Origin of the sequence: Roseibium sp., assembly GCF_048261595.1 — a bacterium.
Taxonomy (GTDB): Bacteria; Pseudomonadota; Alphaproteobacteria; order Rhizobiales; family Stappiaceae; genus Roseibium.
The window spans coordinates 190,026-216,583 of sequence record NZ_JBLXFW010000006.1 but is presented as its reverse complement, the minus strand read 5'-3'; the positions used below and the strand labels follow the sequence as shown (position 1 = coordinate 216,583).

Here is a 26,558-nt window from a genome sequence, read left to right as displayed (position 1 = left end):
GCCTTGCCGACCATGCCGGCGAGACGGATAAGCGGTGCCATCAATGCTGTCGGATGGCCGGTTTTCCGAGGTCTCCCGACTCTTTCTTTTTACGGCTGACGCGGGACGCAAATGAACTCCAATCGATCCGGTGGATGGAAACCCTATGTGGTGCTGATGTTCATGCCGCTGTTCTTCTCGTCGAACCTGATCTTCGGCAGGGCGGCGATCACGTCGGTCGAGCCCTGGACGTTTGCCTTTCTGCGCTGGTTCTTCGCCTTCGTTTTTCTGCTTCCGTTTGCCTGGAGCGGAATTCGGGCGCATCGGGACATCCTCAAGGCGCAGTGGAAGACCATTGTTTTCCTGGGCTTCCTTGGCATGTGGATCTGCGGCGGGATTGTCTACCACGCTCTGCATTTCACCACCGCGACGAATGCCACCTTGATCTATACCTCATCGCCAATCCTGATCCTGTTGCTGGAATGGGCTTTCCGCGGCCGTAGGATGGGAGGTCGGGAGGTCGTGGGCGTCGCATTGGCACTCGTTGGCGTGGTCATGATCCTTACCAAGGGCAGCCTGGCTGTTCTGCTCGGACTGACCTTCAACCTCGGCGATCTCGCTATGGCGCTGGCGGCGATCAGTTGGGCAATCTATTCGGTTCTGCTCAAGAGCCGCGACCTGGCGCAGGTCCCAACTGTTGCGGTCTTCGCAGTCGTTGCCGGGGCAGGGGCGCTGACGTTGCTGCCTTTCATGGTCTGGGAAACCATCGTGACGCAGTCGTTTCCCGTGACGGTCGACGCCTGGACGGCAATCGCAGGGACGGTGGTCTTCGTGTCGTTGCTGGCTTTTACGTTCTACCAGTATGGCATCGAAACGATCGGCCCGTCTGTAACCGGCTTCTTCATGTATCTCTTGCCGCCATATGGCGTGCTGATGGCCGTCACCTTCCTTGGTGAAACCCTGCAGCCTTTCCACTTCATCGGATTTGGCTGTGTGATGGCCGGATTGTTGCTGGCGACGCTTCCGGGCTCTGTATGGAAACGGGTGGCATCGCGGGCTTCCGGGTCAAGCCACTAGGGACCTGACCCGGTCTGCCGCTTGTCTCAAGAGCGGAGCGATCGCTCAGAATGCCTTCTCGAAGGCCTGCGAAAGATCCGCAATCAGGTCTTCCGGGTCTTCGAGGCCAATATGAAGCCTCGCAATCTTCTGATCCGGTGCGGCCGGAGCCGCCGTGCGCAGGCCTTTCAGCTTGACCGGAAGCGCGAGGCTCTCGAAGCCTCCCCAGGAATAGCCGAGGCCGAAAAGCTCCAATGCATTGAAGAATGCGGCTGACTGTTCCTCCGTGGTGCCATCCTTGAAGTCGAACGCGAAAAGACCGCAGGCGCCGGAGAAGTCACGTTTCCAGATCGCATGGCCGGGATCGCTCTGGAGTGCGGGGTAACGGATGGCGGCAACCTCTGGCCGGGATTGCAGCCAGTCTGTGACTTCGAGCGTGTTTTTCATGTGGCGCTCAAGGCGGACCGACAAGGTCCGCAGGCCGCGCAGGGCCAGATAGACGTCATCGGGTGCAACGTGCACGCCCATCGCTCCGTGGAGGGCGTTCAATGCTGGCCAGGCCTTTTCACTGGCTGCAATGGTCCCAAGCATGACGTCCGAGTGTCCGACGATGTATTTCGTCCCGGCCTGGATGGACAGATCGACGCCGAGATCGATCGGTTTGCAGTAGAGCGGGCTGGCCCAGGTGTTGTCCATCAGCACCGTTGCGTCGATGGTCCGGGCGGCGGCGGATATCGCCGGGATGTCCTGCATCTCGAAGGTGAGGGAGCCGGGCGCCTCGGTGAAGACGGCAGAAGTGTTGTCCCTGAACAGGGATTTGATGTCGCCGCCGAGCGCCGGATCGTAGTATTCGACATGAACGCCGCAGTTCGGCAGCACCGTGTCGGCGAAATGGCGGGTCGGGCCATAGGCAGTGTCCGCTATCAGCATGTGGTCGCCGGACTTGACACAGGAAAGACAGGCCAGGGCGATCGCATTCAGGCCGGAGTTCGCCAGTTTCGTCCCCGCTGCGCCTTCGAGTTCGGTGATGGCATGCTCCAGGGCCGCCGTCGTCGGAGTACCGCGTCTGCCATACACGTAGGGCTGGTTTCCGGACGCCATAGTTTCAATGTCTGGAAATAAGACCGTCGATGCGTGAACCACCGGAGGGTTTACAAATCCGTGAAACTCTCTTGGGTTGCGGCCGGCATGTGCGAGGACAGTGTCTGCTTTTAAGGCAGGCGACGGCTTTTTTGTAGTCATGTTCACCTTCTGTGCATTTCGCCGGTAACCAAATTGGTGAGTCGGTCCGGGAAATCTCGTATAACTGAGTGTGCAACCCCTTGACCCGATGCGTCAAATGCCATCGAATGCATCCATTGGGAAGGACGCGCGTGCCAGGAGGAAGCAGCCGGCATGTCCGGTTGACGGTTTAACCCCGGTCAGGGGTGAACGTTTGGTGCTCGGGGATCTTCACAATAAACAGTAAAAAAGTATGGGTAACAAAAGGCTGCATATCCATGACTAACAAAATCCTTCCGCTCGTACTCGGCGCCGCAATGGGCGTTGCCGCGTCCGCAGCGAACGCTACGACGCTCGAAGACGTTAAGGCCAAGGGCTTCGTCCAGTGCGGCGTGAGCCAGGGTCTGCCGGGTTTCTCCAATCCTGACGCACAGGGCAACTGGACCGGTCTCGACGTTGATCTGTGCCGCGGTGTTGCCGCTGCCGTCTTCGGCGACGCTTCGGCTGTCAAGTTCACCCCGCTGTCCGCCAAGGAGCGCTTCACAGCGCTGCAGTCCGGTGAAATCGACATCCTGTCCCGTAACACCACCTGGACCATGTCCCGTGACACGCAGCTCGGCCTGAACTTTGCCGGCGTGAACTACTATGACGGTCAGGGCTTCATGGTCCGCAAGGATCTGGGCGTCACGTCCGCTCTCGAGCTGTCCGGCGCTTCCGTCTGCACGAACACCGGTACCACCACCGAGCTGAACGTTGCCGACTACTTCCGTGCCAACAACATGCCGTACGAAATCGTCGCCTTTGAAAAGGCCGACGAAGTTGTTGCTGCATACGACGCTGGCCGCTGCGACGTCTACACCACGGACGCTTCCGGCCTCTATGCTCAGCGCCTGAAGCTGACCAACCCGGGCGACCACATGGTTCTGCCGGAAATCATCTCCAAGGAGCCGCTTGGCCCGGTCGTTCGTCAGGGTGACGACGAGTGGTTCAACATTGCCAAGTGGACCCTCAATGCGATGGTCAACGCTGAAGAGCTCGGCATTACCTCCGCGAACGTTGACGAGATGAAGGGTTCCGAAGACCCGAACGTCAAGCGTCTGCTGGGCGCTGAAGGCGCATTCGGCGAAGCTATCGGTCTGTCCAACGACTGGGCGTACAACATCGTCAAGCAGGTTGGTAACTACGAAGAGTCCTTCAACGCCAACGTTGGTCCGGACACTCAGCTCGGCATCGCTCGTGGTGTGAACGCGCTCTGGTCCAAGGGTGGTTTCCTCTACGCTCCGCCGATCCGCTAAGTCGTAGCTGAAACAAACTATCGGGAGCCGGCGGCATTCGCTGCCGGACCCCAACCTGATGGGGCCTGAGATGCGGCGAAACAGCTGCCGGGCCATTTTCTGGCCATCCACGTCGACAGGGGACTTGGTTTGGGTGGCCGTTTTCCCGCAGCACAACAGAAATATTGGCTAAATTCGGCTGCGGAAATTTATCGGGCGAGGTTACATGTCAATTCAGGAGCAGGACTCGGCGGGGGCGCCGGCGCGTGCTTCGCTGTTGAATGATCCGAAAGCGCGTGGACTGTTTTACCAAGTGGTCCTGATCGTCGCGCTCGTGTCGTTCGGCTGGTTCATCGTGAGCAACACGATCGCCAACCTTGAACGCCAGAACATTGCATCCGGTTTCGGATTTCTGGAAAACACGGCCGGTTTCGGCATCATTCAGGCGCTGACCGACTATTCGGAAACGTCCAGCTACGGCCAGGCGATCTTCGTCGGCTTTCTCAACACGCTACTTGTTGCGGCAATCGGTATTCTGCTGGCAACCATCCTCGGCTTCGTCATAGGTGTCGCCAGGCTTTCCAACAACTGGGTGATCTCCCGGCTGGCCTACTGCTACGTGGAGCTGGTCCGGAACGTTCCGCTGCTTCTGCAGATATTCTTCTGGTATTTTGCAGTTCTGCGCGCCGTTCCCGACAAGCGGAGCAAGTGGTCTTTCCTCTTCGACACGTTCCACCTGAACATCGCCGGCCTTCGCGGTCCCAAGCCTGTGTTCGGTGATGGGTCGTCTCTAATTGGCTGGGCGCTCATTGCCGCATTGGTGCTGGCTTTCGGGATTGCGCAATGGTCGCGCAAGCGCCAGGAGGCGACAGGGCAGCAGTTTCCGGTGTTCTGGACAGGTCTGGGCCTGATCATTGCGCTTCCGGTGGTTGCCTACTTCATCGCCGGCATGCCGGTTCATCTCGACTATCCGGTTTTCAACGAAACCGGTCCGCGTCTGCGGCAGGGCTTCGTCCTGGGAACGGGCTTCAACCTGATTCCTGAATTCCTGGCATTGACGCTTGCACTTGCGATCTACACGGCATCCTTCATTGCCGAGATCGTGCGTGCCGGCATTCAGGCAGTCAGCCATGGCCAGACGGAAGCAGCGCATGCTCTCGGCATTCGCCCTGGGCCGACGCTGCGTCTGGTGATCATCCCGCAAGCCATGCGCGTGATCATTCCGCCGCTGACGTCGCAGTACCTCAACCTTACCAAGAATTCGTCCCTGGCTGTCGCCATCGCCTTCCCGGATCTCGTATCCGTGGGCGGTACGGTGCTCAACCAGACGGGTCAGGCGATCGAGATCATCGGCATCTGGATGATTGTCTACCTGTCGCTGAGCCTCGCGACTTCCGGCTTCATGAATTGGTACAACCAGCGCATGGCGCTTGTGGAACGGTAGGGCTGCACCATGGCAAACGCTGACATCTTTCAAATCCGTACAGAGGAGGCGCCGCGATTGGCGGCGCCCGTCTCCACCACCGGTGTCATCGGCTGGATGAGGCAGAACCTGTTCTCGTCAATCGGCAACACCATCCTGACAGTCATCGGAGCGCTGATCGCCTGGTCGATCATCGCTCCCTTCGTTCAGTTCGCGATCATCGATGCGATCTGGACAGGCGACAATCGCGCGGCATGTCTTCCAGCCGAAGGGCAGGGCCATGCCGGTGCCTGCTGGGCCTATGTGATCGATTATCTGCCACAGTTCATCTATGGCCGGTATCCGAGCGAGGAAGTCTACCGCGTGAACATTGTCTATGCGATGTTCACGGCTCTACTGGTTCCACTGGCAATTCCGAGTGCGCCGTTCAAAAAGACCAACGCGGTTCTCTTCCTGGTCGTCTTCCCGATCATTGCCTACTTCCTGCTCACCGGCCTGGTGATCGGTGACGCTGTGATCCTTCCGATCGTGGAAACCGCGGTCTGGGGCGGCCTGCTCGTGACGCTGGTCATTGCGGTGACCGGTATCGTTGCGTCACTGCCGCTCGGGATCCTTCTGGCTCTCGGACGCCGGTCGAACATGCCGATCATCAAGCTGGTCTCGATCATCTTCATCGAGTTCTGGCGCGGTGTGCCGTTGATCACGGTGCTGTTCATGTCGTCGGTAATGCTGCCGCTGTTTCTGCCGGAGGGCGTGACCTTCGACAAATTGCTGCGCGTGCTGATCGGCGTGACGCTGTTCTCCGCGGCCTATATGGCCGAGGTCGTCCGCGGCGGGTTGCAGGCAATCCCGAAGGGTCAGTACGAGGGTGCGATGGCACTTGGCCTGCGCTTCTGGCAGATGATGGGTCTCATCATCCTGCCGCAGGCGCTGAAGCTGGTGATCCCGGGCATCGTCAACACATTCATCGGTCTGTTCAAGGACACGACGCTGGTTCTGATTGTCGGCATGTTCGACCTTCTCGGCCAGATCCAGTCCTCCTTCTCCGATCCGAACTGGTCGACACCGACGCAGGGGCACACGGGCTATCTCTTTGCCGCCATCGTGTTCTTCATCTTCTGCTTCGGCATGTCGCGCTATTCGATCTTCATGGAGAAGAAGCTGCACACCGGACACAAACGTTAGCCGTTCTTCGGCATGCCGGGACGGTCTGACCTGTCCCGGCCGATCAAGAAATTTGTTGGAGAAACCCAATGACAGACAATGCTGTGAACGCTGAAGAACTGGCAGCAGACCGCTCGCGCATGACGATTTCGGACACGGAAGTGGCCGTCGAAATCAAGAACATGAACAAGTGGTACGGCGATTTCCATGTTCTGAGAGACATCAATCTCAAGGTGATGAAGGGCGAGCGTATCGTCATCTGTGGGCCGTCCGGTTCGGGCAAGTCCACCATGATCCGCTGCATCAATCGCCTGGAGGAACATCAGGCGGGACAGATCATCGTCGACGGCAACGAGCTGACTGACGATCTGAAGAAGATCGACGAGATCCGCCGCGAGGTTGGCATGTGCTTCCAGCACTTCAACCTGTTCCCGCACCTCACCATTCTGGAAAACTGCACGCTTGCACCGATCTGGGTTCGCAAGATGCCGAAGAAGGAAGCCGAAGAGATCGCGATGCACTACCTTGAGCGCGTCAAGATCCCCGAACAGGCAAACAAGTATCCGGGCCAGCTGTCCGGCGGTCAGCAGCAGCGCGTTGCGATTGCCCGTTCGCTCTGCATGAGCCCGAAAATCATGCTGTTCGATGAGCCGACTTCTGCGCTTGATCCGGAAATGATCAAGGAAGTGCTCGACGTCATGGTGGGCCTTGCCGAAGAAGGCATGACCATGCTCTGCGTAACCCACGAAATGGGTTTCGCCCGCAAGGTGGCAAACCGGGTGATCTTCATGGATGCCGGGCAGATCGTTGAACAGAACGAGCCGGAAGCCTTCTTCACCAGCCCGCAGCACGAGCGGACGAAGCTGTTCCTGAGCCAGATCCTGCATCATTGATCATCCGGTCCATGCCGAAATGAGAAAAGGGCGCCTGATGGCGCCCTTTTTGTTTGTCATTCCTGTTCAGCTTCTGGTGGGAGCAAACGTTCGACATTGGCCTTGGCGATCGAGCGCAACTCGTCCGGGGGCATTCCTGCTCTGGCGAGCGTGGACAGCCCGAGCTGGGTCATGGCGAGCAGCTTTCCGAGCTCTTCCACTTTTTGGTCACCGACCCCGGCCGAGTTAGCAAAGCCCCGGGCCATCCAGTCGAGCTGCTTCTGCATTTCTTCGCGAAATTCAGGGTCATTTCCCGCTTCAGCGGGAAGTGTGTTCAGGTTGAAGCAGCCTCGTCCGATCAGGTTGGTTCCCGGCTGGGTGTAAATGTCGATCATGATGTCCAGAACGGCCAGTACCCGTTCCCGGCCTGGAGGCATGTCGGAAACCCTTGCCTTCACGCGCCTGTACGCGTCTTCCGAGTAGTGTCGCAAAGCCTTGAAATAGATCTGCTTCTTGTCGCCGAACGCCCGGTAGAGACTTGGGCGGTTGAGGCCCGTCGCTTCACAGATCTGATCTAGGCTGGTTGCGGAATAACCCTGATCCCAGAACAACTTCATGATCCGGGTCAGGGTCTCCTGCTCATCGAACTGCCGCGGTCTACCGCGCTTTGGTTTCTGATCCATTTTGTACTGACTTGCATAAAAATCGTTGCATGTCTATTAATATGCGAATTGGTACAAAAATGGAGATGGTGATGGATTTCGCGTGCGAGCCTGTTTCTGGAAACGAAAATGTTCTGGGATCGCGAGCCTGGGGCAGGCGTAAGAAGCCGTTCTCGAATGGCAGGCTGACACGCCGTGAGAAGCTTGCGCTGCTTGGCAATCTGGGACGCATGGCGTTGCTGGAAATTGGCGACGGGGTCGCGAGTCGTTTCGGGTTCCTGCAACCATCTAGCTCAGAGCTGGAAAGTCTTGCCCCGCCGGAAACGCGTCTCGTGGAAGATGCTCTTGCGTTTGCCGCCGAAGTCCAGTCGCCTGAGGTCCTCAGCCACAGCTGGCGGACGTACTATTGGGGTGTCCTTCTCGGTGAGTACCGCAGGCTGGATGTGGACCGTGAAATCCTGTTCGCAGCGGCTATCCTGCATGATGTCGGTCTTGCCAAGGGGCGAGAGCAAGAACCGTGCACGTGCTGCTTCGTCGTCTATGGGGCCGAGCGTGCCGCACGCAGGCTAGCAAGCAAGGGGCATGATCCTGCGAGAGTGCGTGCGGTCGGCGAGGCAATCGGCCTGCATCTGAATGGCTATGTCTCCAGCCGTCTGCACGGGGCAGAGGCGCATCTCCTGAGCCGGGGGGCCATGATGGATGTCTTCGGGCTAGGACAGCGGCGCGTCGCCGAGGAACTGCAGACAAAGATCAAGCTGCTTCATCCGCGCGGAAACCTGGTCGAAGCCCTGGAGATCTGGCCGGATCATCATCTCAAAGGAACGCGTCCAGAGTTCATGATTTCTTTGAACGCCCGGCGCCGGAGAGCACGATCAGTAAGACCGGCCGTCGCCTGATGCTCGGGAACGTCCTGGAATGCAAAAGGCCGGCGATGAGCGCCGGCCTTTCTTTTTATCAGCTGAAATCAGCTGTCCGAGTTTCCGCGTAGGAGCGGAGTGATCCGGCGGATGCTGACGCGGCGGTTCTCTGCTGAGGCAGCTTGCGTCCGCACTTTCAGGTATTGCTCGCCGTAGCCCTGGATGATCAGGTTTTCCGGCGGAATGTCGAAATACTCTGTCAGCGCGTAAGCGACCGATTCAGCGCGGGCGTCCGACAGGCGCAGGTTTGAAATATCATCGCCGACGGCGTCCGTGTGGCCTTCGATCAGGAACACGTCTTCCGGATTGCGTTCGAGACGTGCCTCGATTGCCTCACCCAAACGGGACAGTGTATCGAACTGGCTACGCGGAATGGCGGCAGACCCGGTCGCGAAATTGACGGCGAGGTTGACACGGCGCAACTTTGCACGCAGTCGCTCGTTGTCGCGGATTTCGTTCAGGGAATAGGCGCGTTCGACACGCTCCACGGGCGCAGCCGTGAGCGCACGGCTATAAGCTTCACGGTCTGCACGGACGCCATCCACGATGTAGCGCTCGCGGGGCACTTCCACGCGCAACGGCGGCAGATCGAAACGGTCGCGTTGGCGCTCGCGACGTTCCGTCCGGGTGTTGTCAATCAGCACAATCTGGCGGCCGTCGGGCCGTTCACGGATGCGGCGCAAGATGTTTCCATCCCGGTCTTCTTCGGTGATAACCCTGGAGCCATTGGGCCGAACGATGATTATGCGGCGACCGCCGTTGCGCATCCGTTCCACGTAGCGTTCGGTCTCAGGTGTGCGGAAGCGGCGGTCGTCATCGCGCTCCACGCGAGCATCGGCACCTGTGCCAATCACCACACGTGCGTCAACATTCGGGATCGGCAGAGAAAACTGGAGGGTCGGACCCTCGTCGCCTCTGCGACCATCGCGCTCGGAGGAGCGCCGACGTTCACGCTCGCGCGTTTCTCCACCAGAACTCTGCCGCCGCTCCTGCGGCTGCTCGCTGGTGCCGGAGCGGTTTGATTCCGTTCGCAGGGCTTTCGGTCTCGGTTCTGCGGAGGGAGCGGGAGGCGCGGCTTCAGTTTCGGCCGCCTGGGTCTCCGAGTCCTCATTTACAGGTTTTTCCTGAGGCAACTCGCTGGATGGAGTTTCCGCCGCGCTTTCGGCCTTTGGTTCCGGCAGTTCGCTCGTTTTGGGCTGTTCCGAAGACGCAGCGCCCTCGGTCTGCTTGGCGTCTGGCTTTACCTCTTCGGCCGCTTCGGCCTGACCCGCGCTTTCTGCCTCAAGGGTGGGCGGGGCGTCGGAGGTCGCCTGCTCTGGCTCTTGCGGCTGCGTTTTTTCGTTGTCTGCCGCAGGCTCCTCGATTGGGACAGGCTTTTCGGAAGTTGCTTCGGTTCCGGCATTCAAATTGACGCAGGCTTCTGCTTCAGGCGTCTTGGCGCAGTCGACAGTGACTTCGGTTTGAACTTGAACCTCTGTTTCGGCCTGACTTTGTGCGAGCGCAGCAGAGGTCAGGAGCGTCGAGGCGGCGAAGGCCGCGGCAAGGCGCCCAAGGCCGGACCTTTTGCTTAGGGTTTGGTGGCTTGGTGACATCCACACCATGGCGATTTTCCTCTCGTGTCGCGAAACTGCGTGTGAGAGGCAAACGCGCGAGGGGCCTTCCGGTTCAATTGGCGAATCTTGGGTTGAAGCGCTGTTACACAAACCGGCGGCAGTTGGCACCGCCGATGGCGGCGGACTTTGGTGTTAGGAAGTTTACCTTGCGTTATTGTGATTGCCGCACTCTCTGGCCAACCAAAATCAAAAGAGAGGATGCGCCGATGACCGGTTTTGCCTGTTTCCATCGCACCTTCGCGATCGCTGCACCCCTGCTTGTGACCATCGTCTCCAGTATGCTGATGGCCAGCTTGCCGGCCAATGCAGACGATACGGAACTCCCAATCGGGTTGCCAGGTTACTGGAAGGCCGTCATGTTTCGAGGCGAGCCGATCTCCGAGGACATCATGAGCCTGCTGAAGATCGAGGACGCGGGAACAGTTGGAGGCAACGGCGGCTGCAACCGGATCTTTGGCCCTGTGGTAAGTGACGCGGGCGTTCTGCGCATCGGTCCGCTTTCGGTAACCCGCAAGGCTTGTCAGCCGAAGGTTCTGGAGCAGGAGCAAACATTCCTGCGTATCCTGAACGAGACGCGCGATTTCAAACGGCTGCCGGGCGAGAAGGCCCTTCTCCTTCTCGATAGCCAGGGGGTCGAAATCGCACGCTTTGTGGAAGTCAGATAGTCGGTGGCGCCATCAGTTTCCGGTGACGACCTCGGTGTCCTCGCGTCCGCCCCATTCGCTCCATGAGCCGTCATAGAGCTTCAGTCCTCGTGCTCCGCTAATAGTCAGGCCCAAGGTCAGGACAGCGGCAGTGACGCCGGAGCCGCATGTGGTCGCGACAGGCTTGTCGAGATCGAGACCCGCTTCGATGAACAGTTCCCTCATGGAGGCCGCATCCTTGAGCGTACCGTCCTCATTCATGAGCTTCATGAAGGGGAGGTTGAAGGCGCCAGGCATGTGACCCGAGCGCATGCCTTCGCGCGGCTCCGGGGCCTGTCCTGTAAACCGTTCCGCAGGTCGCGCATCGAGAATCTGGACACTGCCATCCGACGTGAAACGCTTGACGTCGTCAATGTCGGCCAGGGCACTATAGTCGAGGCGTGCGGTGAAGTGGCGCTCGGGGCGAAGCGGCGTGCCACCATCCTCAAGGGGGCGGCCTTCCGCGGCCCATTTCTTCATGCCGCCGTCGAGTACATAGACGTCGGACACTCCCATTACCCTGAACATCCACCAGACGCGAGGGGCCGAGAAATAGCCCATGCCGTCATAGACAACGATAGTCTGGCCGTCGCCGATACCGAGCTTGCGCATCTTGGACGAAAACACATGCGGCTGGGGCAGGGTGTGGGGAAGGCCGGAGGAGGGATCACTGACATCGTCGATGTCAAAGCGGATTGCCCCGGGGATGTGGCCGTCGAGATATTCCTTCGCTGCATCGCGTCCCATCTGGGGCAGATACCAGGATCCATCGATGACCACGAGATCCGGAGAGGACAGGTGATCGGCAAGCCACTGGGTTGAAACGATAGGCTGGTCGGTCATGTTGATCAGATCCGTAATGCTGATTAGTCGATGAGTTTGATGCGAACGCGGCGGTTCTGCTTGCCCTTCTTCTCGGACTTGCCGAGTTCGATGGTACCGATTTCGCCGGTCCGCGCCACATGAGTTCCGCCGCAAGGCTGCAAGTCGACGTCCTTGCCGATGCGAACGAGACGAACCTTGCCGGAACCGCGCGGCGGCTTCACCGACATTGTCTTCACGAGGCCAGGATTGGCATCCAGCTCTGCATCGGTGATCCATTCGCTGGTCACCTCGTGATTGCCGCTGGCCAGCTCGTTCACCCGCGCGGCAACGGCTTCCTTGTCGAGCACCTCTTCGCCCATGTCGAAGTCGAGGCGTCCTTCGCCTTCGCCAATCTGGCCGCCGGTGACCGGAAAGGGAAGCGCCACGGAGAGAAGGTGAAGGGCGGTGTGAACGCGCATCAATCTATAGCGGCGGTCCCAGTCGATTTTCGCTGTGACGACGCTCCCGGCGGAGGGCAAGGACTGGCCTTCCGCCGGGACATGAACGATCGCGCTCTTGTCCTCGTCATACACCGCCGTTGCAATTTCGATCTCCGTCCCATCATCCATGACAAGCCTGCCGCGGTCACCTGGCTGCCCGCCGCCTGTGGCATAGAAAACGGTCTGGTCGAGCACAATCCCGCCTCGCTCATTCACGGCAACCACGGTCGCTTCGCAGGACTTCAGGTAGGCATCATCACGAAACAGGGGGGCAGTCATCCGGCGCTCCGGTCCTTGGTCAATCACGCGCCGAGTTGAGCAACCTTCATCGTGGCTTGCAAGACCGCTCGGGCCTGTGATCGACTGTTTCACAGGTCAGAGGGAGAAAAGCTGTTAGTTCGCGGCCGCACGCGCTGCCAGCAGTTTCAGAGCAAATGTGCCCATCACGCCTGCAAAGGCCCAGTCGAATGCACGCATCGCCTTGGGCGAGCCTTTGAGGAAACTCGCAAACTGACCGGCGAAATAGACCATGAGAATGCACGCGGGAACACCGAGGGCGATGAAATAGAAGCCCAGGAACAACAGCTTTCCGGCAGCATGCGGGTCGCCGACTGTCACGAACTGGGGTAGGAAGGTCACGAAGAAAAGGATGATCTTGGGGTTCAGAAGATTGATCAGCAGCCCCTGCGACCAGATGCGCGCAAAGCTCTCCTTCTTGACGGTTGTATCCTCAAGAGTGAGTGCCGAGCCATTCCGGACTGCCTGGACCGCCAGATAGATCAGGTAGGCAGCTCCGGCATATTTCAGCACCGAGAACGCAGTCGCTGAGGTCGCCAGGAGAGCAGAAATGCCAAGGGCAGCAAAAAGCGAGTGAACAACGATACCTGATGCTGCGCCCAGAACTGCCGCGATGCCGGCCTTGCGGCCCTGTTGCAGGGTCTTGCCCATGAACAGGGTCATATCCGGACCCGGTGTGATCGTGAGGATTGCTGCGGCGAGGGTGAAGGCTGCCAGAATGGTCAGGTCGGGAACGAAGGTCATGGAATGGTGATCCGGAAGATGCGTTGCTGGTCTGAGTCTTACGCCCGGATCGAAGACGTGCCAAGGGCTGATTGCGCCTTCAAGGGACAAGCCATGCAGCGCCTCTGGATCTACAGTATCGGCGACAGGAGCCTTGCACCCTGGGCAAGCACCCGGAACGCATAGCTGCGATTGTCTAGGTCGTCCTCGGCAACCTGGTGCGAAATGGCAAAATCCTTTTCGAGCATGGCCGCAATCTTCTCGATCATTCGTGCATGGGTGAACCACAGAGTGATCTCGAAATTGATGCGGAAGGACCTGTTGTCGAAATTGACTGTCCCGACTGAGGCCAGCTCGTCGTCAACGAGAGTTACCTTCTGATGCAGGAATCCTTCGGTGTATTGGTAGACCTTGACGCCTCTGGCAACCATCTCGTCGGCATGGGCCTGGCTGGCGAGCCAGACGGTGGTGTGGTCCGCCTTTTCCGGAAGCAGGATGCGAACATCGACGCCGCGCATGGAGGCGGCGTAAAGCGCGGTAGTGACGTCGATGGAGGGGACGAAGTAGGGCGAGGTGATCCAGAGCCGCTTTCGGGCGCGGGCCGCGGCCTCGACGAATGCGATGGCGCATTGTTCAAGGTCATCGGCGGGACCTGTCGGCATGACGAGGACGGATTCGTCACCGGGCTTCGGGAAGCTCTTGACCTCTTCGAGAGAAATCTCGGTGTTGTTGGCCCACTGCCAATCCTCGGAAAAGGACAGTGCGCAGGCGACGGCTGCCGGACCAGACACCTTCACGTGAGTGTCGCGCCATGTGCTGAACTCTTCCGTGCGGCCGAGATACTCGTCGCCAATGTTCAGACCGCCCACCCAGGCATGTTCGAAGTCGGTCACCAGGATCTTGCGATGGTTGCGGTAGTTTAGCCTCATCGGCCCGAGAAGGCGCAGATATTTGTGGTTCTCGTTGAAGCCGCTGACCTTGATGCCGGCCTCCGTCAAGCGCGCGAGATAGCTGTCGGGCAGGGATTGGCTTCCGATCTCGTCGTAAAGCACGTGGACGGTCAGGCCCTGGCGGGCCTTGTCGATCAACGCCTGGGCAAATTTCCGTCCGATCTCGTCGTCCCGGTAGATGAAGAATTGCGCAAGGATCGTGTGTCTGGCTTCCGCGATGCCCTCGAGCATTGAAGCGAAGGTCGCCTCGCCATCGACCAGAAGGTCGACCTTGTTTCCGGCAAGAAAGGGTATGTTGGCGACTTTGGTCAGAACCGGCCAATGCCGGCTGCCTTCCTCGTCGATCAGGTTGAGATCTCTGGCGCGCTGCGCCCTTGCGCTGCGCCCGAGCCGGTGCTGGATATGGGTGTAGTCGGAGAAAGACCGCCAGCCGAAGACCATATAAAGCGGAACGGTGAGGAAGGGCAGGAAGACAAGGGAGAGCAACCAGGCGATCGAGCCCTGGGGCGTTCGGCTGTTCATGATCTCGCGGACCGAACAGATCGCGGCCGCCGCGTAAAAGCAGAGCGCAACGGCTGCTACAATGCCGAGGTTGCTGACAATGGCTTCAAGGAAACCGAGATTGGCGATTACAATGTCGGCGCCTGATACTGTCGATTGCCCCCCGCTGCTGGGCCCCATTGTGCCTCCCCATGGCTCCCTTATGCGAAGGGAGCCGTCAGTGTGCCGGATCGCTCAAGCCATCCTGGAACCGGCAGGTTCTTAGATTTCAGGAACTCAGGATTATAAAGCTTGGACTGGCTGCGGGTTCCATGATCGCACAGGATTGTCACGATGGTATGGCCGGGCCCCATCTCTTTTGCCATGCGCCGCGCGCCGGCAAGATTGATTGCGGAGGAGCCGCCGAGCAGAAGACCCTCGTGCTCGGCGAGGTCGAAGACCAGCGGGAGGGCTTCCTCGTCCGAAATCGCGTAGGGCAGGTCGACCTTGATGTCTCCGACAATCGGTGTAGAGCGGCCAAGGCCGATCCCTTCGGCGATTGAATTGCCGTCTGTCGCCTTGGCAGCTCCGTCCTTGAAGAGGTGGTACATGCCAGCGCCAAGCGGGTCGGCACAGCCGATGGTAACACCGGGCTTGTTTTCACGCAGGAATGTCGAAACACCTGCCAGGGTGCCACCGGAGCCGACCGCACAGATGAAACCGTCGACCTTGCCGTCGGTCTGTTCCAGGATTTCCGGGCCGGTCGTTAGATAGTGCGCCTTGCGGTTGTCGAGATTGTTCCACTGATCGGCGAAGAGCACGCCGTTGGGTTCACTCTCGGCCAGCTGTTCGGCAAGTCGCCGCGCAATGTGCTGATAGTTGTTGGGATCGGAAAAGGGCTTGGCCGGAACTTCCAGGAGTTCGGCGCCGCACATCCGCAGCATGTCCTTCTTTTCCTGGGTCTGGGTTTCCGGAATGACGATGACGGTCCGGTAGCCGCGGGCACTCGCGACGAGTGCGAGCCCGATCCCGGTATTACCGGCTGTGCCTTCGACGATCAGGCCGCCGGGTTTCAGGTCGCCGCGGGCTTCCGCTTCCAGGATCATCTGACGCGCTGGCCGATCCTTGACCGACTGGCCGGGGTTCATGAACTCGGCCTTGCCGAAGATCTCGCAACCGGTTTCCTCGGAGAGGGCATTCAGGCGGATAAGCGGCGTATTGCCGATGGCATCGACAACGGATTTGCACACGGTCATTTTGAAATTTGTCCCAATTCGCTCTTCGGCTTTGAGGGCGAAGCTAGTGGTCCTGCCATGCCGGATCAAGCGTATGGGATGGAAACAGGTCCGAATTGGTTGAAAATTGGGGCCCTGTTATTCTACTTTATAGACCGGTCACTTGCCACGTCTCGCAAGATTGGGCACTTGTGCAGTGATCTGATCCTGATGATGCTTCGTAAGCGGGAAAAGTTTTGCTATTTCCGACTACGGGAGCCCAATGAGCGACTGCATGGAAAAAAACGTTACCGGTCTCGATGAGTTGCTTGCCGGCTTTGCGGCAGGAACCTTGGCTGCACCGGCACAGGCGCTCGTGGGCGCCCATCTGGAGCTGTCCGAGTCCAACCGGGATTATGTCTCTTCGCTCGAGGCCCTTGGGGGTATCGGGCTTGAGGAAACGTCGCCGGTCCAGATCGGCGGCCGTGACGAAAAGCTCGCAGCTATCTTCGCATCCGAGCCGATCGACGTAAGTGGTGCGGATATCGGTCTGTCTGGCGGACAATCCGGTAGTGACAAGCGTCTGCCTGCGAGCCTGCGCGATATTGTCGGACAGTCACTCGACACTTTGCCCTGGCGCACCTTGTTGCCGGGGGTGAAGGAGTGCAAGTTCGGAGAGATCGACGGCTGTTCGGCTTCCCTGATCTGGGTTCGCGCCGGCAAGGCCATGCCCTCTCACACCCATGAGGGGACTGAGTTGACGCTGGTTCTTCAGGGCGGTTTCAGCGACTCCGACGGTCATTTCGTGCGCGGTGATATCGCCTTTGCCGACCATGAGATCGATCACAAGCCGATTGCCGACGAAGGTGAGGATTGCATCTGCTTTGCCGTGACAGAGGGCAGCTTGCGGCTGACGGGTCCTGTCGGCCGGTTCTTCGCCCCGTTCCTGAAGTAAAAGACAAGATCGCGCGCGATTTTCATTGCGTGCGATCCGATCCGTGGGGGAGGCCGTAAAAAGCTAAAACCCATGGAGATGTCATGACCTCTTCCAGTTACGTTGCTGCGCCGGACGACGGCTGCGCCTGGATTACCGGCGCGAGTTCCGGGATCGGTCGCTCTCTTGCCTTGTCCCTTGCGCGTGACGGGTGGACGGTGGTTGCCACCGCGCGTTCCTCCGACAAACTCGATACTCTTTGCGCTGAAGCGTCTGGCTTTTCCGGGCGAATTGTTCCCGTGCCAGGTGATGTCACTGATGCCGAGAGCATGATCTCGTCGTGCGATGATATCGTGCGCGATCTTGGCGTGCCTGCGCTTCTTGTGGCCAATGCCGGGGTCTATCACCCGCAAGATGGCTTGGCTGGAAACCCCGAGGAATGGCGGCAGACAATCGCGGTCAATCTGAACGGCACGGTGAACGTTTTGCTTCCGGTGATTTCCCGCATGAAGGAGCAGGGGCGGGGGCAGATCGCGATCGTGTCTTCGGTAGCTGGTTATCGAGGATTGCCGACTTCGGCTGCCTATGGTGCGACTAAGGCAGGCCTGATCAATATGGCCGAGGCACTGAAGTTCGATCTTGATCGGGCCAATATCCGGATCCAGGTCGTAAATCCGGGCTTCGTTGACACGCCTGCGACCAGGGGCAACCCTTTCCCGATGCCTGATCTGATGACGGTTGACGAAGCGGTTGTCGAGTTTCGCAAGGGCTTGAACGATCCCAAACGGTTCGAAATCGCGTTTCCGAAAGCATTCGTGCGCAAGATGAAGCTTCTGCGCCTTTTGCCATACCGGTGGTTCTTTCCGGTACTTGCAAAGGCGACGGGCTGGGACCGCAAGACGGACTAGCTTCAACACTTGTCACGAGGCGCTTTGCCGCGGGACAATCAGCTTATCGAGGGCGACCGGCACTTGTCGATATCATCTGACCGGTGCTAGCTGATCCTTATGAACGGTTTGCGAAAACTCCCGGAGACACGACTGCTGAGCGTCCTCTTGTCGCTCTGCTTGCTCGCACTCCTCACCGTTCATTCTGTTGGATCGGCGCGCGCAGTTGGCGGGTCCGAGGGAGAATTCTCCGATTTTGTCTTGCCGGACGGCTCCCTGCCGTCGCTCTGCATCAATTCCGGAACGACGGACGGCGAGGCGGAGCGGCCGACGTGTCCGGCATGCGTCCTCGCCAAGGCCTTGGCCGATGTGCCGCCGACGAGTTTCGACTTTCGGCAAGACGGCTATCTGGCCGCGATGCAGCGCCCCGATGGCGATCAGGTTCAGCTGCTTGCGGTTCGCACCCAATATCGCCCGCGTGCGCCCCCACATGGTTTCGGCGTCTGAGATGACCGCCCTGCGCTGACAGGCGCCCGTTCAAAAACTCCCGTCTCACCGTACTGGCATGCTTTCCTGCTTTCGAAGTGCTCCAGCAGATTCGTTCTGCGCGGATGTACCTGCGCAAGCCATGGAACCACCTGCCGTGCGCTAGGGCAGCAGGTCCGAAGTGCGTGTGCTGTCATGCAGTTGTGGGGCCAAGCGCCAACTCGGCGGCGCGTCTGGGTGCCGCCATTCTCTCGACATATCCAAATCATGGTGCGGCTACGTCCGCGCCGTCAAAAAGGTTGAAGTTATGAAACAGCTCGCAATTTCCATGGCAGCGCTTGTTCTGATGTCCGAAGCAGCCCTTGCCCATGCAACGTTTGAAACCCCTGACGTGACGCAGAAAAGCACTGCGAAGATGGTCCTTCGCGTTCCCCATGGCTGCAAGGGTGAACCGACCCTCAAGGTTCGCCTGCAAATCCCGGAGGGTATCGTCGCGGTCAAGCCGATGCCGAAGGCCGGTTGGGGGCTGGAGACGGTGATCGGGGACTATGCCAACAGCTACGAACTTCATGGCAGCAAGATCACCGACGGTGTGAAGGAAATCATCTGGACAGGCTCGCTCGACGACGCTCATTTCGATGAGTTCACCTTCCGGGGGTATTTCTCGGAGGCGCTTGAAGTGGGCAAGAAGGTTTACATCCCTGCCATCCAGGAATGTGCAAACGGCAAGGAAGAATGGATCAATATCCCGGCTGAAGGCGATGCCACGCGGATCGACCATCCCGCACCCGCGGTGACAATTACCGAACCGGGTCATGCCCACCACTGAAGAGGTAAAAGCAAGAGGCGCCGGTTGGCGCCTCTTGTTTCTTGATCTGCTGGCAGCCGCGACGTGTTTCGCCGTTTACTCAGGCTTCACGTAGACCATCTGGCGGACGTCGATGTTTCCGGACCGGAAGCCGGCCTCGCAATAATGAAGATAGAACTCCCATAGCCGCTTGAAACGTTCGTCGAAGCCAAGCGGGCTGATCCGCGGCCAGGCTTCGCGGAAGCGTTCGCGCCACTCGGCCAGGGTGCGGGCGTAATCCTGGCCGAAGATCCGCTGATCGGCGAGGTCGAGGCCCAGTTTCTTGCCGATATCGACCAGCTTGGCCGGCGGCGGCAGCATGCCGCCAGGAAAAATGTGGCGCTGGATGAAGTCGGTGCTGCGGCGATAATCATCGAACATGCGGTCCTGGATCGTAATGATCTGAAGGCCAGCACGTCCGCCGGGTTTCAGGCAATTGGACAGCTGGCCGAAATAGGTCGGCCAGTAACGCTCGCCCACGGCCTCGAACATCTCGATCGACGCGATACGATCGAACTTGCCGCGTTCATCCCGGTAATCCTGGAAGACGACATCCACCTTCTCGCTCAGACCGGCATTGAAGATGCGCTCGCGTGCATAGTCATACTGTTCTCGAGAAATGGTGAGAGCGCGTACCTTGGCGCCAACCTCCTTGCCGACAAACTCGGCAAATCCTCCCCAGCCGCAACCGATTTCCAGAACGTGGTGATCAGGCCGGATGTCCGTTTCACGAACCAGTGCGGCGTATTTCTGTCGCTGAGCAGCTTCGAGGTCGGTCGTGCCTTCTTCGAACAGGGCCGAGGAATAGGTCATCGATGGATCGAGCCATTCCCTGTAAAATGCGTTTCCAAGGTCGTAGTGGGCGGAGATGTTCCGCTTGGAACCACGTCGGGTGTTGGCATTCAGCCAATGCCGAAGCTGGAGTGCCAGACGCGCGATCGGGCGGCCCTTGAGTGCGTCGAGCGTTGCATCCCGGTTGAGACAGAAAAGCTCGAGAAACGAGGTGATGTCCGGCGAGGACCAGTAGCCGGCCATGAAGGCCTCGCCGACGCCGACGTCGCCATCGTCGATGACCATGTTCAGGAATTTCCAGTCATGGATGGTCAGCTCGGCCTCTGGCCCGGGCGCCTTGCCCTCGAAACGGAAGGTCCTGCCGTCAGGTACGGAGACCAGCAACGTTCCCAGATGAAGCCTTATGAGGATCCTGAAGCCGATCGCCGCCATTTTCGGCAGGCCCTTCATGGCCTCTTGCATGTTGTCTGAAGTAACTGGAATTGGTTGCGTCATGCCAAAACCCTCAGGCTCGACCGGTTGCGATCGGCGGTTGTCATCTGGCCACAATGGACCCGTCTTCGGAAGTCTGGGTCGCGCGTACAGCGTTCTTGGGTCTCGAATGAAAGGGTACACGCTTGCGCCAGATTTTAAAGGCCTCCCAGTGAATGCCGCCCAGAACCTTGAGTGTGAGCAGGGGGATGCGCAGGCACAGCCGGAGGATCGTGCTGGTGCTCAGCGGGCAAAGGTTCCCGGCGAAGGTCGCCGACAGAAGAGGACCTTCAGCATCCGTCTCGAGAATTCGGATCCGGACGGACCGGCCAGGTGGAAGCAGGCGGAAGTGGTAGTGTTGCTCCATGTCGATAAAGGGCGAGACGTAGAAGAGCTTCTCCTGATCCTGCTTGAGACCTGCTTCCGTGATCTGCGAGCAATCAACCGGGGCGACGTAGTGGTGTATGTCGCCAAATGTGTTTCGAACCTCGTAGATTACGCCGGTCAGATGTTCGTTCGCATCGAAAGCGTAGTAGACGGCGAGCGGGTTGAACACCGTTCCAAGAATGCGCGGATAGCCAAGCAGCAGAACGCGCGCCGGTCTGGCGACCCCGTGTCTGGTCAGAAGGCCGTCAACGTGCGCACGCAGGCTGGCGCCGGTTCTTGGTCCGTGATCCTTCTGGTGAAAGGACATGAGATTGAACCGGCCAACCGAAAACAGCGGCGACATCCTTCCCGCGTCTTGGAGCCTGTCCAGGTCGATCAGAAGCGAAAATACCTCGTAAGCAAACCTGTGTGCCGATGGCTTCATGCGCTGGTGCATGACGGAACCGGCGTAAAGAGCAGCGGGAGCTGCTGGCGCCGGACCATTCTGGGTCATGCTCGTTGCGCATAGTCGTTTCATTCGGCAGCTTCCAAGAGCGGAGCGGTCTGATCCTGTGCTTCCCAGGGAAGAATAGCACCCAGTTGCCGTGCAACTGCAAGGCCGGCCGAGAGGCCATCTTCATGGAAGCCGGAACCTGCCCAGGCGCCGCAATACCAGGTCCGGTTCTTGCCCTGAATGCGCCAGAGCGACCTTTGGGCCTCGATTGCCTTGGCGTCGAATTGCGGATGATCGTAGACGAAATGTGCGAAGGTCTGGTCTTCCTGCGGCGGGCTCGGCGGGTTGAGTGTCACGAAAAGAGGCTTGTCAGCAGGAAGGTTCTGGAGGCGGTTCATCCAGTAGCTGACAGTGACCTCCCGGTCCGATCCCGGATCTTGCTGGGCCAGATAGTTCCAGGACGACCATACGCTCTTGCGTTTTGGCATGAGGCTCTCGTCCCGGTGGAGAAAAACGTTGTTGGGGCGATAGCGGATATCGCCGAGGATCTGGCGTTCGTCATCCGAAGCATCTCCCAGCATGGCAAGCGACTGGTCCGTATGGCCAGCAAGAACAACCTGATCGAAGGTGTCTGTCGTTCCTGCAACATCCCGGACCGTAACCTTGCCGTCTTCTCGGAGAATTTCCGTGACCATAGCGCCGAGCCGAATGTTGCCGGCAAGCGGGGCAAGGAGCTTCTGGACATAGTTGCGGCTGCCACCCTTGATGGTGCGCCAGGTGGGGCGGTCAAAATTGATCAGGCGGTGGTTCTCGAAAAATGCCACGAAGTTCTCGGCCGGGTAATCCTCCACCTCTCTGAGCGGTGTCGACCAGATCGCTGCCCCCATCGGCAGCAGGTAATCGTCGCGAAAGGCGCTGCAGAACCCGCAGCGGTCAAGATATTGGCCAAGGGAGAGGCCAGCCAGGCGACCAGCGGCCTTGTCCTGTGTGCACTGTTTGTTGAAGCGCAAGATGTCGCGCAGCATCATCAGGAAGCGCGGAGACAGAAGGTTGCTGCGCCTTGCGAAGATCGTCGAGAGATTTTGCCCCGACCACTCCTGCTTGCCGCCATGAGAGGAGAGGGCGAAGCTCATGTCGCTCTCTTCGGTTTCAACGCCAAGATGCTCAAGGAGAGCGGTGAAGTGCGGGTAGTTCAGTTCGTTGTAGACAATGAAACCCGTGTCCACCGAGATCGAAGTGCCATCGTAGTCAATGTCAACTGTGGCGCTATGGCCCCCTGGGCGAAGGCGTTTCTCATACAGAACCACTTCATGTTTTTTGCTGAGGGCCCAAGCTGCACTGTTTCCGGCGATGCCGGAGCCGATGACGGCAATCCGCATGGCATTTCCTTCTTGGTTCGGTGCTCCCGTTTGCGGGGCCCATTGTTTTGCTGCCAGGTTACGTCTCTATTGTGTGATCGGATCACCAATGATCTCAAATAGATATTGGAGATACAAAAAAACCGGCCACACCCAGGTGCGCCGGTCTTTCTTTTTCGGTTTGAGTTGGTCCGTCTAGACGCGAACTGTGTCCACGAGCCAGTTCCAGGCGACCTGGATCCGGTCTGAAGTCTCCTCAAACAAGGTGGCGATGGCGCTCCAGATCAGGTTGCCAACGGCCGCGATATCGAGGAGGCGAGACTTTCTTTCGGGTTTGGAGGTCTCGATAAATTCAACAGAAGTCGATCCGGCCGCATCCTCAACCACGCGGCGGGTTACAAGGTGGGGCGTGTCGCTCTCAATACGGGAGTCATCGATTTTCGCAATGGCGGTTGCAGGATCGGCGGAGCGGACGACGACTGCTCTGCCATCGGGGAGCAGATGGGTTTCGTTTGCTCGCACTTCGGAATCGTAGATGACCTCGCCGAAGCCGTCGATCAGTTCGACCCAGATCATCTTGCGATCATTCAATTCGATTTCACCGACCCAAATGGTCAGATCTGAGTTCAGTGGATCAGCCTGGGAAATATCCGCAGATGCAACAGTGACGGCCAAGCTCTCATGTTCCAGCATCACGGTCTGCTTCGGCAGCGGTGTAGCTTCTGTCACACTGATCGAGGCGATCAGGAGAACTGCTGCTGCGATTACACGTGTGGGGCTCATCAATTGGTGCATTGTCGCCTCCTGGGCTGATACAACCTATTAACGTGGACAGCGCCGCTGGGTTTCATTTGACCGATAACTATTTGCTGTCAGTGCCTTCTTCTCCGTCGGCTGCCACGTTGCTGCCATTATTACACCACATTTCGGATAATTTCTTGCCTTTGGCGCGCAAATTTACGTGATGTTATTAACTTTTTGGTAATATTTGTGACGAGCCTCTGTTCCTTGGGGCTGGGTTAGATGATTTTATTGGCATAAATATCAGTGCTTTAAATATCAATACTGAGGATATTTTCGTTTTATTATTCGTTGCAACAACAAAGGCCAGTTACCTTGAGTTAGTAAGTTTGCCGCTAAGGTCAGGCGATCGAATAGAGGATTGCGAAGGGAGTTCCGGTGGGCCCTGCCTTGTCTGACGTCGGCGTCCAAAGGTCTTCAGTCCGCAAGGCTGATGCAGGGGAGTTGTCCAGCCGCGATGCAGGCTTCCTTGGTCTGCTCTCCAATCTCCTACGTTCTTTTTCCGCACAGGCCGCCGCGGTCGTCAGATACACGGCTGGCACTTTTGTCCCGGTCGTTTCAGTCGGTGACATGGCCGATGTCTGGTTCCTCGCAGCTGACGGGTCCGGTTTCCCGGCTGCAGACGAAGCAGACAAGGTCACAGAGGGTGACCTTGCCTTTTCCCGCGCCTTTGGGCCCGGAGGTGGATTGGCGATCGCGAGGCGCATTTGTGTGGCCGAGCTTGGCCCCGATGCTGAAGACTGGTTCCTGGTGCTCGCCTGCGAATGTGCCCGCGATGATCTGGCCACCGGCGTTGATCTTGTTTCGGGCCATGCCGGAATTGCTGCAAGCTTGCTGACCCTCGACATGGCAAAGGCGGCGGCGGAGCGCCAGGTGGCCGATGCACAATTGGTCAAGGACCATTTTGAGTGTTTTACGGAGCTTGCAGGTGTCGGGGGATGGGAAATCGATCCTGCCTCGCACACGGTAACCTGGACTGAACAAACCTGCAGGATTCACGATCGTCCGTCGGGATACGCACCCGCACTGGATGAGTGGTTCGCACAGTGCGACAAAGCCTACCGCGACCGCATCATGCTTGCTTATCGCGAAGCGATACGCTCGGGAACCGGCTGGAAAATGGATTTGCCCATCTCCACCGCGACGGGCCGCAGCATCTGGGTCTCGTCGATCTGTCAGCCGGTTTTCAAGGAAGATGGAAGTGTCCGTCTTGTCGGGTCGCTGATGGATGTGAGCGCCAAGCGCGGCGCTCAGGATGAAATCGACCGCTCTCAACGGCTCTATCGCTCAACGCTCAACGCGCTTTCTGAAGGCATTCTGGTTGCCGGGAACGACGGTATCGTGCGGTGGCATAATGGAGCAGCCGAAGATATTCTCGACTGCACCACCATTTACGAGAACATGACGCACCTGGCGGACATAGCGTGTTCCGTACAGCCTGCCGACATTCCCATGATCGGTTCGGGGGAAGACGAGTATGGCGACTGCTCGCTTCTGGTTGGTCTTCTCAACAGTGAGGAAAGTCGAAGCCTGTCGCTTCAGGTGAAGGTTGGCCCGGATCAGGTTCGCAAATGGCTTCGATGCCGATCGGAGCCATTGGTCAGCCGCGAGGACGGTGAGTTCGTGGGCCTCGTCATCTCCGTCGAAGACATCACGACCATGAAGCGCAACGAGGATATACTAAACGAAGCGTTCGAGGCCATTCCAAACGGCTTTGCGATCTATGATCAGGACGACCGGATTGTCATGGCCAACGGGTCCTACAGGTCCGCATATGCCTTGAACGGGACGCAGCTTGCCAAGCGGGAAACCTATGCGGAACTGCTCTTGCGCAATCTTGCGGCCGGGCGCTTTGCGGATCTTGTCGGAAAGGAAACCGCCTGGGCCGGATGGATCGAGGAACGGGTATCGGACTATCTGATAGGCACCGGCAATCACCTGGATCTTCTGGACAACAAACACTGGATCCAGACAAGTTCACGGATCACTCCATCGTCGTACCGGGCGGACTACTTCGCCGATGTGACCGAGATCAAGAACCATGGTGCGGTTCTGGAGGCGGTTTTCGAGAGCTATCCGGGCGGGCTGGCCCTTTTCGATCATGAGCGAAAGCTGACGCGTATCAATGGCGCTCTCATGCAGTTGCTTGAAATAGACGGCGCCTTTCTTGCTCAACGTCCCACTTTGAGAAGCATGGTCGAACGCAATGCCCTGCGCGAAGGCCTGGGGGAGGAACAACTGGAGCTTGCCGTCAACCGGACTATCTCCCGCTTTTCGTCCGGTCATACGGTGGTCTATGAACGTGTGCTGTCGAACGGAACCGTTCATGAGATCAAGGGGATACCGATGCCGGATGGCGGTTTGCTGACCATCCTGGAAGATATCACCATGCGGCGGCGCTACGAGGAGCGACTCAAGGACAAGGAACGTCAGGCTCGCGAAAAGAGCGAGGAACTGGAACTCACCCTTGCAAGCATGGAACAGGGAATCAGTGTCTTCGACAAGGAAGGCCGGTTGCAGTTCTGGAACCAGAAGTACCTGGAGGTTTTCGAAAAGCCGGTCGACGAAGTCTATCGCGGCGTCACACTGCGTGAGCTTTTGGAGAAACAGGTCGAGCGCGGTGATTTCGACGGTGACATTGATGCGCACCTGGAAGACTTGCGGGAGCGGCTCTCCGAGGGAGAGGTGGTCCAGACCTTTACCATGCTGAGGTCAGGCAACCTGGTATGCTGCGCCCATGCTCCCACGCCCGACGGCGGCTGGATCGGCACTCAGGAAGAGGTCCGGAAGGATCATCCGGATTATCGGTCCTACAAGCGCCGTAGCCAGGTTGACACTGTGACGGGTGCTGCCAACGAAGCCTGGCTGCTGGATGAGGCTGCTGAAGCGGTGGAGGACGTTCGTCAGAAGGGTGGGTTTGCCGCCTTGATGGTTCTTGAGCCTGGTTATGCCCGGAACTACGAAGCTGGTCTGAGCGAACCTCTCGATCGACGCACGACGTTGATTGTCGCGCATAGAATCCGGGAATGTATTCGCCCCACCGACATGCTTTCCCGGCTTGATGATGGCCGGTTTGCGGTCCTCTATCGGGCGGTCAAGGGTGATGACAGCGTGCTTGGGGCGATAGCAACGCGTGTTCTTCATCTGCTCGATGCACCGTTCGTATTGGATGGCGAAAAGCTTGACCCGAGCAATCACGCCGGGATCGTCAAGCTAAGTGGCGCCACGGATGTCAGGGAAGCTCTGGTGCAGGCGGGGATCGCCGCGGAAGAAGCGGGCCTGAAAGGCCGATCAGCCTATGTTGTCGGTAATACCACGGAAGGGTAGGCA

The 26,558-nt window shown here is 58.7% G+C and carries 24 protein-coding genes; 12 read left to right on the top strand and 12 right to left on the bottom strand.

All coding sequences use genetic code 11. The features are described from left to right. Positions 1–111 precede the first annotated feature (111 nt). Entirely contained in the window at positions 112–1,056 is a 945-nt protein-coding gene (locus ACN0SY_RS18175; RefSeq protein ID WP_417689663.1) for a DMT family transporter, read from the top strand. 45 nt (positions 1,057–1,101) lie between these two features. On the opposite strand, the gene metC is transcribed toward ACN0SY_RS18175, so the two are convergent. Further along, complete coding sequence (gene metC, locus ACN0SY_RS18170; RefSeq protein WP_417689661.1) at positions 1,102–2,277, bottom strand: cystathionine beta-lyase; 1,176 nt, start codon at positions 2,275–2,277, stop codon at positions 1,102–1,104. Positions 2,278–2,534: 257 nt separating this feature from the next. On the opposite strand from metC, the gene ACN0SY_RS18165 reads away from it, so the two are divergent. From ACN0SY_RS18165 to ACN0SY_RS18150, 4 genes are all read left to right on the top strand, one after another. Beyond that, a complete protein-coding gene (locus ACN0SY_RS18165) occupies positions 2,535–3,551 on the top strand; it encodes an amino acid ABC transporter substrate-binding protein (RefSeq protein WP_417689659.1) in 1,017 nt (338 codons plus the stop codon). 205 nt (positions 3,552–3,756) lie between these two features. Next, a complete protein-coding gene (locus ACN0SY_RS18160) occupies positions 3,757–4,974 on the top strand; it encodes an amino acid ABC transporter permease (RefSeq protein WP_417689657.1) in 1,218 nt (405 codons plus the stop codon). A 9-nt stretch (positions 4,975–4,983) separates the two neighbouring features. Next, positions 4,984–6,138, top strand: coding sequence for an amino acid ABC transporter permease (locus ACN0SY_RS18155; RefSeq protein WP_417689655.1), 1,155 nt, complete (start codon positions 4,984–4,986; stop codon positions 6,136–6,138). Positions 6,139–6,206: 68 nt separating this feature from the next. Then, complete coding sequence (locus ACN0SY_RS18150; protein WP_417689653.1) at positions 6,207–7,010, top strand: amino acid ABC transporter ATP-binding protein; 804 nt, start codon at positions 6,207–6,209, stop codon at positions 7,008–7,010. A gap of 56 nt (positions 7,011–7,066) precedes the next feature. On the opposite strand, the gene ACN0SY_RS18145 is transcribed toward ACN0SY_RS18150, so the two are convergent. After that, positions 7,067–7,606 carry a TetR/AcrR family transcriptional regulator gene (locus ACN0SY_RS18145; protein ID WP_417689651.1) on the bottom strand — a complete coding sequence of 180 codons (540 nt, stop codon included), beginning with the start codon at positions 7,604–7,606 and terminating at the stop codon, positions 7,067–7,069. 137 nt (positions 7,607–7,743) lie between these two features. Here ACN0SY_RS18145 and ACN0SY_RS18140 point away from each other — a divergent pair, with 137 nt between their 5' ends. Further along, positions 7,744–8,547, top strand: coding sequence for an HD domain-containing protein (locus ACN0SY_RS18140; RefSeq protein ID WP_417689649.1), 804 nt, complete (start codon positions 7,744–7,746; stop codon positions 8,545–8,547). 68 nt (positions 8,548–8,615) lie between these two features. Here ACN0SY_RS18140 and ACN0SY_RS18135 read toward each other — a convergent pair whose 3' ends face one another. Continuing rightward, a complete protein-coding gene (locus tag ACN0SY_RS18135) occupies positions 8,616–10,169 on the bottom strand; it encodes an OmpA family protein (RefSeq protein ID WP_417689647.1) in 1,554 nt (517 codons plus the stop codon). A gap of 218 nt (positions 10,170–10,387) precedes the next feature. On the opposite strand from ACN0SY_RS18135, the gene ACN0SY_RS18130 reads away from it, so the two are divergent. Then, positions 10,388–10,846 (top strand): META domain-containing protein, encoded by a 459-nt coding sequence (locus tag ACN0SY_RS18130; protein WP_417689645.1) that lies wholly within the window; start codon positions 10,388–10,390, stop codon positions 10,844–10,846. A gap of 12 nt (positions 10,847–10,858) precedes the next feature. Here ACN0SY_RS18130 and sseA read toward each other — a convergent pair whose 3' ends face one another. From sseA to ACN0SY_RS18105, 5 genes are all read right to left on the bottom strand, one after another. Further along, the gene (gene sseA / locus ACN0SY_RS18125; RefSeq protein WP_417689643.1) at positions 10,859–11,707 is read right to left on the bottom strand and encodes a 3-mercaptopyruvate sulfurtransferase; all 849 of its coding nucleotides are present in this window, start codon (positions 11,705–11,707) and stop codon (positions 10,859–10,861) included. A 23-nt stretch (positions 11,708–11,730) separates the two neighbouring features. After that, entirely contained in the window at positions 11,731–12,447 is a 717-nt protein-coding gene (locus ACN0SY_RS18120; RefSeq protein WP_417689641.1) for an alanyl-tRNA editing protein, read from the bottom strand. Positions 12,448–12,561: 114 nt separating this feature from the next. Continuing rightward, complete coding sequence (locus ACN0SY_RS18115) at positions 12,562–13,209, bottom strand: LysE family translocator (protein WP_417689639.1); 648 nt, start codon at positions 13,207–13,209, stop codon at positions 12,562–12,564. Positions 13,210–13,319: 110 nt separating this feature from the next. Further along, positions 13,320–14,819, bottom strand: coding sequence for a cardiolipin synthase (gene cls / locus ACN0SY_RS18110; RefSeq protein ID WP_417689637.1), 1,500 nt, complete (start codon positions 14,817–14,819; stop codon positions 13,320–13,322). 20 nt (positions 14,820–14,839) lie between these two features. Next, positions 14,840–15,874 (bottom strand): cysteine synthase A, encoded by a 1,035-nt coding sequence (locus ACN0SY_RS18105; protein ID WP_417689635.1) that lies wholly within the window; start codon positions 15,872–15,874, stop codon positions 14,840–14,842. A gap of 253 nt (positions 15,875–16,127) precedes the next feature. On the opposite strand from ACN0SY_RS18105, the gene ACN0SY_RS18100 reads away from it, so the two are divergent. From ACN0SY_RS18100 to ACN0SY_RS18085, 4 genes are all read left to right on the top strand, one after another. Next, positions 16,128–16,787 (top strand): ChrR family anti-sigma-E factor, encoded by a 660-nt coding sequence (locus ACN0SY_RS18100; RefSeq protein ID WP_417689633.1) that lies wholly within the window; start codon positions 16,128–16,130, stop codon positions 16,785–16,787. 83 nt (positions 16,788–16,870) lie between these two features. After that, complete coding sequence (locus tag ACN0SY_RS18095; RefSeq protein ID WP_417689631.1) at positions 16,871–17,674, top strand: SDR family NAD(P)-dependent oxidoreductase; 804 nt, start codon at positions 16,871–16,873, stop codon at positions 17,672–17,674. A 99-nt stretch (positions 17,675–17,773) separates the two neighbouring features. Further along, positions 17,774–18,160, top strand: coding sequence for a hypothetical protein (locus ACN0SY_RS18090; protein ID WP_417689629.1), 387 nt, complete (start codon positions 17,774–17,776; stop codon positions 18,158–18,160). Between the two features lie 286 nt (positions 18,161–18,446). Next, complete coding sequence (locus ACN0SY_RS18085; protein ID WP_417689628.1) at positions 18,447–18,968, top strand: YcnI family protein; 522 nt, start codon at positions 18,447–18,449, stop codon at positions 18,966–18,968. 75 nt (positions 18,969–19,043) lie between these two features. On the opposite strand, the gene ACN0SY_RS18080 is transcribed toward ACN0SY_RS18085, so the two are convergent. The 4 genes from ACN0SY_RS18080 to ACN0SY_RS18065 all read right to left on the bottom strand — a co-directional run bounded on the left by ACN0SY_RS18080 (position 19,044) and on the right by ACN0SY_RS18065 (position 23,222). Then, positions 19,044–20,273, bottom strand: coding sequence for a class I SAM-dependent methyltransferase (locus ACN0SY_RS18080; RefSeq protein ID WP_417689626.1), 1,230 nt, complete (start codon positions 20,271–20,273; stop codon positions 19,044–19,046). A gap of 40 nt (positions 20,274–20,313) precedes the next feature. Then, a complete protein-coding gene (locus tag ACN0SY_RS18075) occupies positions 20,314–21,153 on the bottom strand; it encodes a DUF1365 domain-containing protein (RefSeq protein ID WP_417689624.1) in 840 nt (279 codons plus the stop codon). Continuing rightward, positions 21,150–22,448: an NAD(P)/FAD-dependent oxidoreductase gene (locus ACN0SY_RS18070; RefSeq protein WP_417689622.1), complete on the bottom strand. Its 1,299-nt coding sequence runs from the start codon at positions 22,446–22,448 to the stop codon at positions 21,150–21,152. The genes ACN0SY_RS18075 and ACN0SY_RS18070 overlap by 4 nt, the downstream gene beginning before the upstream one ends. A gap of 174 nt (positions 22,449–22,622) precedes the next feature. Further along, a complete protein-coding gene (locus ACN0SY_RS18065; RefSeq protein WP_417689620.1) occupies positions 22,623–23,222 on the bottom strand; it encodes a hypothetical protein in 600 nt (199 codons plus the stop codon). Between the two features lie 396 nt (positions 23,223–23,618). On the opposite strand from ACN0SY_RS18065, the gene ACN0SY_RS18060 reads away from it, so the two are divergent. After that, on the top strand, positions 23,619–26,555 hold the full coding sequence (locus tag ACN0SY_RS18060; protein WP_417689618.1) for a PAS-domain containing protein: 2,937 nt from the start codon (positions 23,619–23,621) through the stop codon (positions 26,553–26,555). Positions 26,556–26,558 lie beyond the last annotated feature (3 nt).

Bases quoted from the DNA above. Each gene is read 5' to 3' on its own strand.
- sseA (WP_417689643.1), bottom strand. From the start codon at position 11,707: ATGACCGACCAGCCTATCGTTTCAACCCAGTGGCTTGCCGATCACCTG.
- ACN0SY_RS18115 (WP_417689639.1), bottom strand. From the start codon at position 13,209: ATGACCTTCGTTCCCGACCTGACCATTCTGGCAGCCTTCACCCTCGCC.
- ACN0SY_RS18065 (WP_417689620.1), bottom strand. From the start codon at position 23,222: ATGCACCAATTGATGAGCCCCACACGTGTAATCGCAGCAGCAGTTCTC.
- ACN0SY_RS18130 (WP_417689645.1), top strand. From the start codon at position 10,388: ATGACCGGTTTTGCCTGTTTCCATCGCACCTTCGCGATCGCTGCACCC.
- ACN0SY_RS18135 (WP_417689647.1), bottom strand. From the start codon at position 10,169: ATGGTGTGGATGTCACCAAGCCACCAAACCCTAAGCAAAAGGTCCGGC.
- ACN0SY_RS18140 (WP_417689649.1), top strand. From the start codon at position 7,744: ATGGATTTCGCGTGCGAGCCTGTTTCTGGAAACGAAAATGTTCTGGGA.
- ACN0SY_RS18075 (WP_417689624.1), bottom strand. From the start codon at position 21,153: ATGAAACGACTATGCGCAACGAGCATGACCCAGAATGGTCCGGCGCCA.
- ACN0SY_RS18145 (WP_417689651.1), bottom strand. From the start codon at position 7,606: ATGAAGTTGTTCTGGGATCAGGGTTATTCCGCAACCAGCCTAGATCAG.
- ACN0SY_RS18105 (WP_417689635.1), bottom strand. From the start codon at position 15,874: ATGACCGTGTGCAAATCCGTTGTCGATGCCATCGGCAATACGCCGCTT.
- metC (WP_417689661.1), bottom strand. From the start codon at position 2,277: ATGACTACAAAAAAGCCGTCGCCTGCCTTAAAAGCAGACACTGTCCTC.
- ACN0SY_RS18100 (WP_417689633.1), top strand. From the start codon at position 16,128: ATGGAAAAAAACGTTACCGGTCTCGATGAGTTGCTTGCCGGCTTTGCG.
- ACN0SY_RS18155 (WP_417689655.1), top strand. From the start codon at position 4,984: ATGGCAAACGCTGACATCTTTCAAATCCGTACAGAGGAGGCGCCGCGA.
- ACN0SY_RS18080 (WP_417689626.1), bottom strand. From the start codon at position 20,273: ATGACGCAACCAATTCCAGTTACTTCAGACAACATGCAAGAGGCCATG.
- ACN0SY_RS18175 (WP_417689663.1), top strand. From the start codon at position 112: ATGAACTCCAATCGATCCGGTGGATGGAAACCCTATGTGGTGCTGATG.
- ACN0SY_RS18120 (WP_417689641.1), bottom strand. From the start codon at position 12,447: ATGACTGCCCCCCTGTTTCGTGATGATGCCTACCTGAAGTCCTGCGAA.
- ACN0SY_RS18165 (WP_417689659.1), top strand. From the start codon at position 2,535: ATGACTAACAAAATCCTTCCGCTCGTACTCGGCGCCGCAATGGGCGTT.
- cls (WP_417689637.1), bottom strand. From the start codon at position 14,819: ATGGGGCCCAGCAGCGGGGGGCAATCGACAGTATCAGGCGCCGACATT.
- ACN0SY_RS18070 (WP_417689622.1), bottom strand. From the start codon at position 22,448: ATGCGGATTGCCGTCATCGGCTCCGGCATCGCCGGAAACAGTGCAGCT.
- ACN0SY_RS18150 (WP_417689653.1), top strand. From the start codon at position 6,207: ATGACAGACAATGCTGTGAACGCTGAAGAACTGGCAGCAGACCGCTCG.
- ACN0SY_RS18090 (WP_417689629.1), top strand. From the start codon at position 17,774: ATGAACGGTTTGCGAAAACTCCCGGAGACACGACTGCTGAGCGTCCTC.
- ACN0SY_RS18095 (WP_417689631.1), top strand. From the start codon at position 16,871: ATGACCTCTTCCAGTTACGTTGCTGCGCCGGACGACGGCTGCGCCTGG.
- ACN0SY_RS18085 (WP_417689628.1), top strand. From the start codon at position 18,447: ATGAAACAGCTCGCAATTTCCATGGCAGCGCTTGTTCTGATGTCCGAA.
- ACN0SY_RS18160 (WP_417689657.1), top strand. From the start codon at position 3,757: ATGTCAATTCAGGAGCAGGACTCGGCGGGGGCGCCGGCGCGTGCTTCG.